Consider the following 13,431-nt stretch of genomic DNA (forward strand, 5'->3'; position numbering starts at 1 on the left):
GGCGCGTTACCCGCGCACGGCCTTCACGACGTACTGACTCGTCGGCACCACGTCGATCTTGTCGAAATCGATGAAGCGCCCGCAACTATCCATCATCTCCGCCAGGTTGCGCTGGAATTTCCCGTCGTCGCCGAGCGCATCGAAGAACGCGTGCGGATCGGTCATCGCGGCAGCCGGGAAGCATTCCTCGACGATCGCGTCGTAGCCGGGCGCCGCATGCGTGAGCGCACGCACGACGACGTTCTGCACGTACAGGAAGTTGTCCTGCGTATCGATCGCGACGCGCGTGTGGTGGCCGTGCCACACGTCGAGCCACGCTTCGTACGTGAGACGCGGCGGCCGCTTCAGGAACGCGAGCTGCGAGAAGCCGGTCGTGCGTTCGCCGGGCCGCGCCGGGAAGCGCGTATTCGGGATCGGCTGCGATTCGGTGACGAGATACGCGGCCATGTGCGGGACCGCCGCGCGCACCGCCTCGTCGAACGGCTGGCGGAACATCGTGTTCGCGCTGTCCATCCATACCGCGACGATCCCGTCGATGCCCGGGTGCGTGTTGGTCTGCTTCAGGCCGGCGGCCGGCGCGACGTCCGCATCGACGACGTTCACCTGCACGCCGTGTGCGCCGAGCGACAGCAGCCTGTCGGCGAGCTGCGCACGCACCGCGCGGTTCCACTGATCGGGTGCGGCCTGCGCGTCGCGCCACAGCACGTAAATGACTTTCTCCATTGTTCCGGCTCCAGAGGGGAATGACGGGATCGGCGGCATGGCCGCCGGGGTTCAGGAAGCGGTTTCGGTCGATCCGGCCGCCTGGTGTGCGCCCGGCGCGAACCGGTTCGCGGTCAGCGTGAACGACGGCGGGATCGGCGACGTGACGGTTTCGAACAGCCGTTCGTGACGCGTCGCGTGAATGCGCCACACGCCGTCGCGCTTCACGTACTGATCGTCGTAGAACGCGGTGCCGTGCAGCAGGTAGTTGTCCTCGAGATTGATCGCGTGATCCTCGAGAAACCACACGCCGCACGCGTGATCGGCGGACACCAGCGTGAGCTCCGGGTGATGGCCGTGATGCATCGTCAGGAAAGTCGGCTTGCCGATCAGCTCGCGCAGGCTCGACACGAACGCGTCACGGCCGTCGTACGCATAGCGGCCGCCATACAGCCGCGCCTCGCAATCCTCGGTCAGGCAATCCGCGAGCAGCGCCCAGTCGTGCGTGTCGACCGCGCGGAAATACCGGTACTTCAACTGTCTGATCTGCTCGTACTCGTGGAGCGTGCGGGTCGTGTCGTCCATCGCCGTATCTCGTGGTGGTGTCGCTCGATGGTAGGAACGAAGCCCCCCGCATCACATCGTCTGTTCGGACGAAAACCCCGTACACCCCCGCACATGAACCGCCGGCTTAATCCGAACGGGTGATGGCCGATGCATTGCGCGGCGGTAACGTGGCATCGACGCGGCCATCGAACCGCGCCTGCACCGAACAAGGAGACGGGATGACCCTCATCGAATCGCTGGAAACGCGCGTGCGCCGGCTCGAGGACGCCGACGCGATCCGCCGGCTGAAGGCGCGTTATTTCACGTGTTGCGATCGCAAGGATCCGCAAGGGATGCGCGACTGCTTCGTGGCCGGCCCCGTGCAGATCGACTACGGCCTGATCGGCACGTTCGACACGCGCGACGCGCTCGTCGACGTGTTCGAGCGGCTCGGCTGCCATCCGCATATCGTCGAGATGCATCACGGCGTGAATCCCGACATCGCCGTGCTCGACGACACGCATGCACGCGGCACGTGGGGCCTGCACTACCAGGTGATCGACACGAACGCGCGCACGCTCACGCAGCTCGGCGCGTATTACGACGACGCGTACCGGAAGGTCGACGGCGAATGGCGGATCGCGGCCACGCGCTGCGTCGTCACGTCGACGCTGTCGGCCCGTTACGAAGGCGACGCGCCGGGCGTGCTGTTCGCCGGTGCGCAGCCGCCGGCTGCCTGACGCACGCGATCGCCACGTGCGTGGCGGACATTTCACAGGAGACATCGAACATGACACAGAACCACGATGCGCCGGTCGCCGTCGTGACGGGCGCATCGCGCGGCGCGGGCAAGGGCATCGCGCGCGCGCTCGGCGCGGCCGGCATGACCGTCTACGTGACGGGCCGCTCGCAGCACGAAGGCGATGCGCCGCTGCCCGGCACGATCCACGAGACCGCGCGCGAAATCGATGCGCTCGGCGGTCGCGGGATCGCGGTGGCGTGCGATCACGCGGACGACGCGCAGGTGGGGGCGCTGTTCGGGCGCGTCGAACGCGAATGCGGGCGGCTCGACATCCTCGTCAACAACGCGACCTACCTGCATGACCAGCTGATCCTGCCGGGCCCGTTCTGGGAGAAGTCGCTCGACCTCGTGAACATCCTCGACGTCGGGCTGCGCTCGGCGTACGTCGCGAGCTGGCATGCGGCGCCGCTGATGGCGAAGCGCCGCAGCGGGCTGATCGCATTCACGTCGTCGTTCGGCGCGAGCTGCTACATGCACGGCGCCGCGTACGGCGCGCAGAAGTCCGGCGTCGACAAGTTCGCGAAGGACATGGCCGTCGACCTGAAGCCGTTCGACGTCGCGGCCGTGTCGATCTGGATGGGCCCGCTGCGCACCGAACGCACGACGCGCGTGTGGGAAGAACACCCGGATCTGTACAAGGAGTTCTCGCTCGTCGCCGAAAGCCCGGAGTTCACGGGGCGCGTGATTCACGCGATCCACGGCGATCCGCAGCGCATGGCGCTGTCGGGGCAGGTGCTCGTCGGCGCGGAAGCCGCGTTGCAGTACGGCATTGCCGATCTCGACGGCAAGCAGCCGCCGTCGTACCGCGAACTGCTCGGCGGGCCCGTGCAGGCGCATCCGGCAATCGTCGCCTGAGGAGCACGCATGGGCATCCTGAAGGGCAAGGTCGCGCTCGTGACGGGCGCGGGGCAGGGCGTCGGCCAGGGCGTCGCGCATGCGCTCGCGGCCGAAGGCGCGCACGTCGCGGTGGTCGGACGCACGCGCGACAAGCTGCTCGCGACCTGCGAGGCGATTCGCGCGCGCGGCGGCGTGGCCGAGCCGTTCGTCTGCGACGTGATGGACGCCGGGCAGATCGCGCAGTGCGTCGATGCCGTCGCCGAACGGTTCGGCGGCGTGCAGATCCTGATCAACAACGCGCAGGTCGTGCCGCTCGGCCGCCTGCTCGACGTGACCGACGCGGATTTTATGGCGGGTCTCGAATCGGGGCCGATCGCGACGCTGCGGATGATGCGCGCGTGCCATCCGCATCTGACGGGCGACGGCGTGATCGTCAACTTCGCGTCATCGGCCGCGGTGCGCTGGGATGCGTCGGGGTACGGCGCGTATGCGGCGACCAAGGAAGCGATTCGTGCGCTGACGCGCGCGGCCGCATGCGAATGGGGCGCGGACGGCATCCGCGTGAACGCGGTCGCACCGCATGCGTTGTCGCCGGGCCTGAAATGCTGGATCGATGCGAATCCGCAGGAAGCCGCTGCGTTCTTCCGCACGATTCCGCTGGGTCGCGTCGGCGACTGCGAGCAGGACATCGGGCGCGCGATCGTGTTTCTCGCGAGCCGCGACGCCGCGTACCTGACGGGCGCGACGTTGCCGCTCGACGGTGGGCAGGCGTACTGGGGCTGACGGCGCGCGGCGTGCGCCGAATCATGAATTCGGCCGCCGCACGCGCGTGGATACGCATGCGCGGCGGCCGGCAAACCGGAATCGAACGGAGGACGACATGGGTCGACTGGCAGGAAAGGTAGCGATCGTCACGGGCGGCGCGCGCGGCATGGGCGCGGCGACGTGCAGGCTGTTCGTCGAAGAGGGCGCGCGCGTCGTGATCGGCGACGTGCTCGACTCGGAAGGCGAAGCGCTCGCGCGCGAGCTTGGCGACGCGGCACGTTTCATGTGCCTCGATGTGGCCGACGAAGCGAGCTGGGTGCGCGTGACGGAGGCGACCGTCGAGCAGTTCGGCCGCATCGACGTGCTCGTCAACAACGCGGCCGTGCTGACGTTCGGCGGGATCACCGAGCTGTCGAAACGCGATTTCGAACGCGCGGTGTCGATCAATCTCGTTGGCACGTTCGTCGGCATCCGGACGATCGCGCCGCGCATGATCGCGCAGAAGAGCGGGTCGATCGTCAACATCTCGTCGGTGGACGGGCTGCGCGGCGTGAATGCGCTGGCCGCGTACGTGTCGAGCAAGTGGGGCGTGCGCGGGCTGACGAAGGTTGCGGCACTCGAACTCGGGCACCAGGGCGTGCGCGTGAATTCGATCCATCCGGGCGGCGTGAACACCGCGATGTCGAACCCGACCGGTGCACCGCTCGAGGAGATCAACAAGCACTATGCGAACGTGCCGCAGCAGCGCGTCGGTTTGCCGGAAGAGATCGCGCGTGCGACGCTGTTCCTCGCGAGCGACGACGCATCGTATTGCAACGGTGCCGAACTGGCCGTCGACGGCGGAATGGCGGCGGGCGCGTATTACCCCGGATTGCCGGGCGCACCGTTTTGAGCAGGGGCGTACAGCGGCATTCAATCAGGATGTTTGTGTACGCAACCTAATTCAGGGTTTGCCTGAGTAGCGAAAACGCGAATTCGCGCGGTGCGTGTTCGTGTTTTCGTCGCGCGCGAGTGCACGCCCAATTTGCTGCGCGCGCGAAACCCTTGCCGGGCGGCCATCGCGGCCGTTTCGTCCCTAAAGCGCACGCCGCGACGCTGTAAAAAGGACGCGTCTGCAACCCGCATGCCGGCGCGCCGTCACAGTTGTTTCTTGTTGCAACGCAACGCCCGCTTGATATCGGCGATGGTATGCTGGCCGGAATGGAGTTGTATGGCAGGTTGCTTGCATGGCGAAACTCGCGTTCGCATCTTCTAACGAGATTTCATCTTCTCTCGCACGCATCGCGGCATCGACGCGCGCTCCGCTCGCGCGTCCCGTCCTGCGCGCCGCTCCCTCCTGCGCTCCGTACGCATTCCTCATCTCGCGGGCTCGCCCCGCATCCCCCATCCCCGCCCAATAATCTGGAGACATCCCCATGTCGCAAAACACTTTGGCCGAAGCAACACACGGCCCGCTGATCGCTCCGCCGGCTTTCGTCAAGAATCGCAAGCTGATCGACTGGGTATCGCGCATCGCGGCACTGACGGAGCCCGAGCGCGTCGTGTGGTGTGACGGCTCGCAGGAAGAAAACGACGCGCTGTGCCAGGCGATGGTCGACCAGGGCACGCTCACGCGCCTGAACCCGGCGAAGCGTCCGAATTCGTATCTCGCGCAATCCGATCCGTCGGACGTCGCGCGCGTCGAGGATCGCACGTTCATCTGCTCGGCTTCGCGCGACGACGTCGGCCCGACCAACAACTGGATCGAGCCCGCCGAAATGCGCGAGACGCTCAACGGGCTGTTCCGCGGCTCGATGCGCGGCCGCACGCTGTACGTCGTGCCGTTCTCGATGGGCCCGCTCGGCTCGCCGATCGCGCACGTCGGCGTCGAGCTGTCCGACAGCCCGTACGTGGCGGTGAACATGCGGATCATGACGCGCATGGGCCGCGACGTGTACGACGTGCTCGGCGAGGACGGCGATTTCGTACCGTGCGTGCACAGCGTCGGCCATCCGCTCGAAGCGGGCCAGCAGGATGTGCCGTGGCCGTGCAACCCGGTCAAGTACATCGTGCATTTCCCTGAATCGCGGGAGATCTGGAGCTTCGGTTCCGGCTACGGCGGCAACGCGCTGCTCGGCAAGAAGTGCTTCGCACTGCGCATCGCGTCGACGATGGGCCGCGACCAGGGCTGGCTTGCCGAACACATGCTGATCCTCGGCGTGACGTCGCCGGCCGGCAAGAAGTATCACGTCGCGGCCGCGTTCCCGTCCGCGTGCGGCAAGACCAACTTCGCGATGCTGATCCCGCCGCAAGGCTTCAACGGCTGGAAGGTCACGACGATCGGCGACGACATCGCCTGGCTGAAGCCGGGCCGCGACGGCCGCCTGTATGCGATCAACCCGGAAGCCGGCTTCTTCGGCGTCGCGCCGGGCACCGGTGTGAAGACGAACCCGAACGCGATCTCGACGCTGACGGAGAACGTGATCTTCACGAACGTCGCGCTGACGGAAGACGGCGACGTGTGGTGGGAAGGGCTGACCGACACGCCGCCCGCGAAGCTGACCGACTGGCAGGGCAACCCGTGGACGCCGGAGATCGGCAAGGAGACGGGCCGCAAGGCCGCGCATCCGAACTCGCGCTTCACGGCGCCGGCCGCGCAGTGCCCGTCGATCGACGGCGACTGGGAAAACCCGGCGGGCGTGCCGATCGACGCGTTCATCTTCGGCGGCCGACGCTCGACCACGGTGCCGCTCGTGACCGAGGCGCGCGACTGGACGGAAGGCGTGTACATGGCCGCGACGATGGGCTCGGAGACGACCGCCGCCGCAGTCGGCCAGCAGGGCATCGTGCGGCGCGACCCGTTCGCGATGCTGCCGTTCTGCGGCTACAACGTCAGCGATTATTTCGCGCACTGGCTCAAACTCGGCAAGCAGCTCGAAGCCACGGGCGCCGCGCTGCCGAAGATCTACTGCGTGAACTGGTTCCGCAAGGACGCGAACGGCAAGTTCGTGTGGCCGGGCTTCGGCGAGAACATGCGCGTGCTGAAATGGATGCTCGATCGTCTCGAAGGCACGGGCGGCGGCGGCGAGCATGCGTTCGGCGTGTCGCCCGCGTATGAGGACCTGCACTGGGACGGCCTCGATTTCACGCGCGACCAGTTCGATGCGGTGACGTCGATGAATGCCGACGAATGGCGCGAGGAGCTGAAACTGCATGCGGCGTTGTTCGATACGCTGAAGCTGCGTCTGCCGGCTGAAATGACCGACACGATGAAGAGGATCGAGCAGCGCATCGGCGCCTGACGATCCCGACGCATTGCCCCTGACGCCCCGCCGCCGGCATCCATCGCCGGCGGCGGGGCGTTTCTGCATCCGCGTCGCGCGAAGGCGGCCCGGTTACTGCGCACTGCAATGTGCGACGACTTCGTCGACCGCGCGCTGCACGTCGCCGCGCCGGTAGCGCAGCAGCGCGATGTCCGCCGGATCGGGCTCGTACGACACGACGTTGCCGCGCCCGGTGTAGATCGCGATGTCGGGCAGCAGCGGATGCTCCTGGTCGAGCGACGGCACGTCCTGCGGATTGCCGGCCGCGCGGAAGAATGCGGCGAAGTAGTCGGCGAAGCTCAGGTTCTCGTCGCCGACGAGGTACGCTTTGCCCGCCTCGCCGCGCTGCAGCGCGCCCCAGATCGCTTCCGACAGCGATTGCGTCGAGATGAAGTTGCTGCCGCCGGCCGGCCCGAACACCGGCAGCCCGGTGAATTGCCCGTGCGCGTAACCTGTGTACGCGGCGAACATCTCGTTGCGCAATCCGGGTACCGACCCGACGACGAACGGCGCATTGACGCTGCACGCCGCGAACGACGGCGTCGCGAGCGCGCGCACGCGTTCGTCGGCGAGATGGCGCGAGCGCACGTACGGAACCGTGTCGACGAGCGCCGGCGCGACCTGCGGGTAGAAGCTGCCGACCAGCACCGCGCGTTTCACGCCTGCGTCGCGCGCAAGTGCGAAGAAACGCGGCACCGCATCGACGTTCGCGCGCTCCCAGTGCGCGGCTTCGTCGGTGCCGGGCGGCAGGTGGCGGATGTCGTTGCCGGCGGCGAACACGACCGCGTCGAACGGCGCGAGATCGTCGCGCGTGAAGTTGCCGGGCACGTAGTCGCGCTGCAGCAGGTCGAACTGCGCGAGCGCGCTGCCGGGCGCGGGCGGCTTGCGTGCGGCGAGCGTGACGTGGTTGCCCTGCGCGTGCAGGTGCAGCGCGGCGTGGCCGCCGATGAGGCCGGTGCCGCCGACGATCAGGATCTTCATGGAGTCTCCGATGGCGGCGCAGGCGCGCCGCGTGAAATGAATGGATGACGCGGCGCGTGCGTGCGCTGCGTTGTTCAGAAATTGAAGCCGTTGCCCGTGACGACGGGCATGTTGGTCCAGAAGCCGTTCGGGTCGCGATACCAGCCGGCCGCCGCGAGCGCGCCGCCGTCGACGTGCAGCGTCGTGCCGGTGACCCACGCGGCGAGCGGGCTCGCGAGGAACAGCGCGGCGCCCGCGATATCGCCGGCCGCGCCGAAGCGTCCAAGCGGAATCCAGCGCGGGATGTGGTCGTGATGCTCGGCCGCGACCATCGCGCTGACGGGCACCTGCGGCGTCTCGGTGGTTTCGGGCGCGATCTGGTTCACGCGGATGCCGGCCGGCCCGAGTTCGAGCGCAAGGCTCTTGGTGAAGCCGGTCAGCGCGGCCTTGAACGACGCATACACGGTGCAGTTCGGAATCGCGCGGAAGCCTTCGATCGACGACACGCCGACGATGCTGCTGCCCGCGCCGCGCTTGCGCAGCAACGGCAGCATCGCGCGCGTGACGGTGAACACCTGGCGCAGGTTCACGTCGAACAGCCGTGCGATGTCGTCGTCGGTGCAGTCGTCGAACGGTTTCGCGATCTGCAGGAAATCGCCGACGTTGTTGACGAGCACGTCGAGACCGCCGAAACGCGCGTCGATCGTCCGGGCGAACGCGTCGACCTCGTCGCGATGCGTGACGTCCACGGTGCCGACGAGCGCGTCGACGCCGGCCGCTTCGAGCGCCGCGCGCACGTCCTGCGCGCGCGCCGCGTCGATCTCGGCTACCGCCACGCGCGCGCCGGCCGCGCCGAACGCTTCCGCACAGGCGCGGCCGATGCCCGCGCCGCCGCCGGTGACCAGCACGGTCTTGCCGGTGAATGAAATCATTTGAGGACTCCTCCGAAGGGAAATGCGCCGGGCCGCGTCACAGCGACGACACCAGTTGCGCGTTGTCGATCCGCAGTTCCGCGCCGTTCACGAAACGCGATTCGTCGGACGCAAGGAACAGCACGAGATTCGCGACGTCCTGCGGGTCGCACATGCGCGCCATCGGGTCGCTGCCGATGCCGAGCGAGACGGGGTCGAGATCGGGCATCAGCGCCTGCGTCATCGGCGTCCAGATCCCGTCCGGATGGATCGAGTTGCAGCGGATCCGGTAGCCGCTGCGCTTGCAGTGCACGGCGACGCTGCGCGCGAGCGCCGTCACCGCGCCTTTCGACCCGGTGTACGCGCACATCATCGGCAGCCCGCCGAGCGCGGCGACCGACGACATCATCACGATCGAACCCGGCGTGTCGTTGCCCTTCATCGCGCCGATCGCGTACTTGCAGCCGAGGAAATAACCGTCGGCATTGGTGCGCATCACGCGGCGCCAGGTGTCGAGGCTCGTCTCCTCGATCGAGCCGACCGGGCAGATCGCCGCGTTGTTGACGAGCACGTCTAGGCGGCCGAAGCGGTCGAGCGTGGCCGCGATCGCATGCCGCCAGCCTTCTTCGTCGGCGATGTCGTGGCGCACGAACAGCGCCGCGTCGCCGATCTCGCGCGCGAGCGCACGGCCAGCATCCTCGTCGATGTCGGTCAGCACCACGTGTGCGCCTTCGGCGGCGAGCAGCAGCGCATCCGCGCGGCCGACGCCGCTTGCCGCGCCGGTGACCAGCACGACCTTGTTTGCGACTCGATTCATGGTCGGTCGGTGTCCTTTGTGTATGAGGGAAGGCGGACGCTCATGCGGCGCCCGGTGCGTGGCCGGCCTTGATCGCGTCGAGCGCGGCCGTGCCGTAGATCTGCGCGATCGTGTCGTCGACGCGCGGGTTGGTGCGCAGCTCGTGGCCGCCGTCGACCGCGAAGCTCTGGCCGGTCACCCAGCCCGACTCGGGGCCCGCGAGATAGCGCACCGCATGCGCGATGGCCTCCGGTTCGCCGAGCGTGCCGAGCGGGATCTGTTCGAGAAAGCTGTCGACGAGTGCCGCGTTGTCGAACATCGGCGCGGTGGCTTCGGAGCGCGTGAGGCCCGGGCGCACCGCGTTCACGCGGATCTTCGCGCCGGCCAGTTCCTCGGCCGCGCCGCGTACGAGCGCTTCGAGCGCGGCTTTGGCGGTGCAGTACGCGGACAGCCAGCGGAAAGTGATCTGCGCGGCCGTCGACGAGATGCAGACGATCGCGCCGCCGCCGCTGTCGGCGAGCCGCGGTGCCGCATGACGGATCGCGGCGAACGCGCTGTGCAGGTTGAGGTCGATTTCCGCGCGGAAGCTGTCGGCATCGTGCAGCAGCAGCGGCCGGAAGCCGGCGCCGCCGACGGTCGGCACGACGATGTCGAGACGGTTGTCCAGCGCCCATGCGCAGTCGAGCGCGGCCTGCAGGTCGCCTTCGTCGCATGCGTCGCCGGCGTGGATCGCGACGCGGCTGCCGGGCACCGCATCGGTCAGTTGCCGTTGTGCGCGTTCGAGCGCATCGCGGCGGCGGCCCATCAGCACGACGGCCGCGCCGTCGGCGACGAGCGCGTGCGCGCAGGCTGCGCCGATGCCGCCCGCACCACCGGTGACGAGCGCAGTGCGGCCGATGAGGGGAAGGGGCGTGCGCATCCTTCAGCCCTCCAGCGGCAGGTCTTGCGACCAGTCGACATGCAGCGTACGCGCGGCGAAGCGCCAGGTGCCGCCGTCGAACACGCAGCGGTCGCGGTAGCGCAGCCCCCAGTCGAGCTTGCGCTTCACGCCGTCGCGCACGTACACGTGACACGCGATGCCGTAGGTCTCGACGTCGGCCTCGCCGCCGTCGAGCGTGACGAGCTGGTTGTGCACGTGATGCTGGGTCGCGTCGTAGCGCTCGATCACGCGCATGCCCGCGACGATCGCATCGCGGTCGTCGAAGCGAAAGCCGGGGCCGGCCAGCGTGGCTTCGGCGGTGAAGAGGGACGTGAGGCGCGGCCAGTCGCGCCGGTCGACGGCCTGCGCGTAGCGGCACGCGAGGTCGTACAGCGCGTGGCGGGGATTCGAATCGGTCATGCAGTGCTCCCGTGGGAAAACGGAACGAGTCGGCCGCGCCGCGAGTGCGGACGCGGCGGCATTGCGACGTCGATGCGCAGGTTCGCATCGGACCGGCCGGGACTCATCATCCATACGGAGCAGGGCGAGGGTCGGGGAAAACACCGGGGTGAATTGCGCAGTGCCGTGCGTTCGCGTGCCGCTGCTGCGGCGCAGCGGCCGACGCGCCGCATGCGTCTGACGATTGGTGTGGCCTGTCGCGAAAGGCATGCAACGTGCGGCGTTTCCTTTACGCCGGCAATCCCGACGACGGCGATGGTGCGCCGCGACATGCGGAGCGCCATCCGCTCAGCGTTTGCCCCTAGTCGAAATGGACGATGGCCGGCGGCCGGGCGCTGGCTACCGTGCAGTCATCCGGCGTTGCAAGCGATGCGCACCGGAGACGAACCGCACCAGCGGCCAACCGGAGGGGACGACGATCATGAGACTGACGACTCGCAAGCTGTGCGTACTGGCGATGGGCACGTTCGCGGCCATGGCGATGGCGCGATACGGTGCCGACGAGGTCCCGTCGCCGCCATATGCGGCCGGTATCCTGCAATGCCGCTCGGTCGATCCGAACGGCTTGCCGACCGGGTGCGTGCCGATCGATCCGTCGCACTTCGGTTTCGCCGCGCTGCGCGGGATGTGACGCCGGCGCGGCCGGGCGCCGCGCCGGCAAGGCGCCGTCGCGGCGCGACGGCCTGCCGACGCAGCGACGCGCGCGACGCGTGTCGTGCCGGATCGCGCTGCCGGTGCGGCTTCACGCCGTTCGACGGGCGATCGATCTCCATCGCGCAAGACGACGCACGTGGCCTGCGCTCGCAGGGTCACGTGCCCGTATCGACGTGCTGTTCCGCGTCGAGCCCGGGCCCTGGCAGGCCGGCGCCGGGACCGCAGCATCCCGCAGATTCCCTTCACGCTGACTGACTCATTCCTCATGTCATCCGACTATTCCCTGACCCATCCCCTGAACCTTCGCGACGTGCCCCGCTGGGACGCCGAGCACGACGTCGTGATCGTCGGCTTCGGTGCGGCCGGCGCGTGCGCGGCGATCGAGGCCGCGAGCGCCGGCGCCGACACGCTGATCGTCGAGCGCGCGTCGAGCTACGGCGGCACGAGCGCGCTGTCGGGCGGCGAGATCTACCTCGGCGGCAGCGGCGGCACGCCCGCGCAGCGGCAGGCCGGCTTCACCGACGACACCGAGGACCTGTACCGCTACCTGATGCTCGCGGGCGGCCGCGATGCAGACGAGGCGAAGGTGCGCGTCTACGCGAACGAGAGCCTCGCACACCACGACTGGCTCGTTGAGCAGGGCCTGACCTACAAGAACACGTTCATCGCCGAGCGGATCGTCGAACCGGAAACCGACGACTGCCTGATCTGGTCGGGCAGCGAGGAAGCCTGGCCGTTCAGCGAGGCCGCGAAGCCGTGCCCGCGCGGCCACACGCCGCAATGGCCGGGCTGGGGCGGCGGGCAGATGCTGATGCGCGTGCTGGCCGAGCGCGTGGCGGCGCTCGGCGTTGCCACGCGCTACGACACGCGCGCGGTCGCGCTGATCGTCGACGACGGCGGTGCGGTGTGCGGCGTCGTGCTGCGCGCGTATGGCGAGACGGCATTCGTGCGTGCGCGCCGTGCGGTGATCCTGTGCGCGGGCGGTTTCGCGATGAACCGCGACATGGTGCGCCGGCATGCGCCGCAGTTCCTGCGTTCGGACGAACCGATCGGCAGCCCCGGCGACGACGGCTCGGGCATCCTGCTCGGCCAGAGCGCGGGCGGCGCGGCGATCCACATGGACCAGGGCTTCGTCAGCCTGCCGTTCTATGCGCCCGAGACGCTGATCAAGGGGATTTTCGTGAACGCGCGCGGGCAGCGCTTCATCAACGAGGACGGCTATCACGGCCGCACGGGCCATCACGCGTTCCATCAGGCCGACGATCGGATCTACCTGCTCGTCGATCAGGCGACCTACCGGGAGCCGCCCGCGATCGCGCGGATCGGCATCGCGGCGGCCGGGGAAACGTGGGAGGAAATCGAGCGTGACCTGCAGATGCCGGCCGGCACGCTGACGGCAACCGTCGAGGTCTACAACCGCCATGCGGCCGAAGGCGCCGATCCGCTGTTCCACAAGGCGAAGCAATGGCTGCAGCCGCTGGTCGAGCCGCCGTTCGTCGCGCTCGATTGCCGGATCGACTACGCGTTCTATCCGCACTTCACGCTCGGCGGGCTCGATACGCTGCCGACCGGGCAGGTGCTCGATGCGGCGCGTGCGCCGGTGCCGGGGCTCTATGCGGCCGGCCGGACGACGTGCGGGCTGCCGCGCTGGGGCGCCGGGTACAGCTCGGGGCTGTCGCTGGCCGACTCGACCTTCTTCGGCCGGCAGGCGGGCCGTCATGCCGCGCAGGCCGGCCGCGACGCATTGCGCAGCGCCGCGTAGCGCGGCGGGTCCGGAA

Annotated in this window: 14 protein-coding genes; 7 read left to right on the top strand and 7 right to left on the bottom strand. The window is 68.7% G+C overall.

Annotated elements, in window-relative coordinates:
• Positions 1-6: 6 nt before the first annotated feature.
• Both AC5LXK_RS23545 and AC5LXK_RS23550 read right to left on the bottom strand, forming a co-directional pair.
• Positions 7-723 carry an EthD domain-containing protein gene (locus AC5LXK_RS23545; protein ID WP_493393877.1) on the bottom strand — a complete coding sequence of 239 codons (717 nt, stop codon included), beginning with the start codon at positions 721-723 and terminating at the stop codon, positions 7-9.
• A gap of 51 nt (positions 724-774) precedes the next feature.
• On the bottom strand, positions 775-1,287 hold the full coding sequence (locus AC5LXK_RS23550; RefSeq protein ID WP_493393878.1) for a nuclear transport factor 2 family protein: 513 nt from the start codon (positions 1,285-1,287) through the stop codon (positions 775-777).
• A 200-nt stretch (positions 1,288-1,487) separates the two neighbouring features.
• On the opposite strand from AC5LXK_RS23550, the gene AC5LXK_RS23555 reads away from it, so the two are divergent.
• The 5 genes from AC5LXK_RS23555 to AC5LXK_RS23575 all read left to right on the top strand — a co-directional run bounded on the left by AC5LXK_RS23555 (position 1,488) and on the right by AC5LXK_RS23575 (position 6,933).
• Complete coding sequence (locus AC5LXK_RS23555; RefSeq protein WP_493393879.1) at positions 1,488-1,988, top strand: nuclear transport factor 2 family protein; 501 nt, start codon at positions 1,488-1,490, stop codon at positions 1,986-1,988.
• Positions 1,989-2,038: 50 nt separating this feature from the next.
• A complete protein-coding gene (locus tag AC5LXK_RS23560) occupies positions 2,039-2,905 on the top strand; it encodes an SDR family NAD(P)-dependent oxidoreductase (protein ID WP_493393880.1) in 867 nt (288 codons plus the stop codon).
• A gap of 9 nt (positions 2,906-2,914) precedes the next feature.
• Complete coding sequence (locus AC5LXK_RS23565; protein ID WP_493393881.1) at positions 2,915-3,670, top strand: SDR family NAD(P)-dependent oxidoreductase; 756 nt, start codon at positions 2,915-2,917, stop codon at positions 3,668-3,670.
• Positions 3,671-3,767: 97 nt separating this feature from the next.
• Positions 3,768-4,544, top strand: coding sequence for a glucose 1-dehydrogenase (locus tag AC5LXK_RS23570; RefSeq protein WP_493393882.1), 777 nt, complete (start codon positions 3,768-3,770; stop codon positions 4,542-4,544).
• Positions 4,545-5,067: 523 nt separating this feature from the next.
• Entirely contained in the window at positions 5,068-6,933 is a 1,866-nt protein-coding gene (locus tag AC5LXK_RS23575; protein WP_493393883.1) for a phosphoenolpyruvate carboxykinase (GTP), read from the top strand.
• Positions 6,934-7,026: 93 nt separating this feature from the next.
• On the opposite strand, the gene AC5LXK_RS23580 is transcribed toward AC5LXK_RS23575, so the two are convergent.
• The 5 genes from AC5LXK_RS23580 to AC5LXK_RS23600 form a co-directional block, all read right to left on the bottom strand.
• Positions 7,027-7,935, bottom strand: coding sequence for an NAD-dependent epimerase/dehydratase family protein (locus AC5LXK_RS23580; RefSeq protein WP_493393884.1), 909 nt, complete (start codon positions 7,933-7,935; stop codon positions 7,027-7,029).
• Between the two features lie 74 nt (positions 7,936-8,009).
• Positions 8,010-8,846: an SDR family NAD(P)-dependent oxidoreductase gene (locus AC5LXK_RS23585; protein ID WP_493393885.1), complete on the bottom strand. Its 837-nt coding sequence runs from the start codon at positions 8,844-8,846 to the stop codon at positions 8,010-8,012.
• Positions 8,847-8,883: 37 nt separating this feature from the next.
• Positions 8,884-9,642 carry an SDR family oxidoreductase gene (locus AC5LXK_RS23590; protein WP_493393886.1) on the bottom strand — a complete coding sequence of 253 codons (759 nt, stop codon included), beginning with the start codon at positions 9,640-9,642 and terminating at the stop codon, positions 8,884-8,886.
• Positions 9,643-9,682: 40 nt separating this feature from the next.
• Positions 9,683-10,540: an SDR family NAD(P)-dependent oxidoreductase gene (locus tag AC5LXK_RS23595; RefSeq protein WP_493393887.1), complete on the bottom strand. Its 858-nt coding sequence runs from the start codon at positions 10,538-10,540 to the stop codon at positions 9,683-9,685.
• Positions 10,541-10,543: 3 nt separating this feature from the next.
• Positions 10,544-10,960 (bottom strand): nuclear transport factor 2 family protein, encoded by a 417-nt coding sequence (locus AC5LXK_RS23600; protein ID WP_493393888.1) that lies wholly within the window; start codon positions 10,958-10,960, stop codon positions 10,544-10,546.
• 460 nt (positions 10,961-11,420) lie between these two features.
• On the opposite strand from AC5LXK_RS23600, the gene AC5LXK_RS23605 reads away from it, so the two are divergent.
• A complete protein-coding gene (locus AC5LXK_RS23605) occupies positions 11,421-11,630 on the top strand; it encodes a hypothetical protein (RefSeq protein ID WP_006483048.1) in 210 nt (69 codons plus the stop codon).
• Positions 11,631-11,918: 288 nt separating this feature from the next.
• Positions 11,919-13,415, top strand: a complete 1,497-nt coding sequence (locus AC5LXK_RS23610; RefSeq protein ID WP_493393889.1) for an FAD-dependent oxidoreductase — start codon at positions 11,919-11,921, stop codon at positions 13,413-13,415.
• The last annotated feature ends 16 nt before the right edge of the window (positions 13,416-13,431 follow it).

Source organism: Burkholderia pulmonis (genome assembly GCF_984667975.1).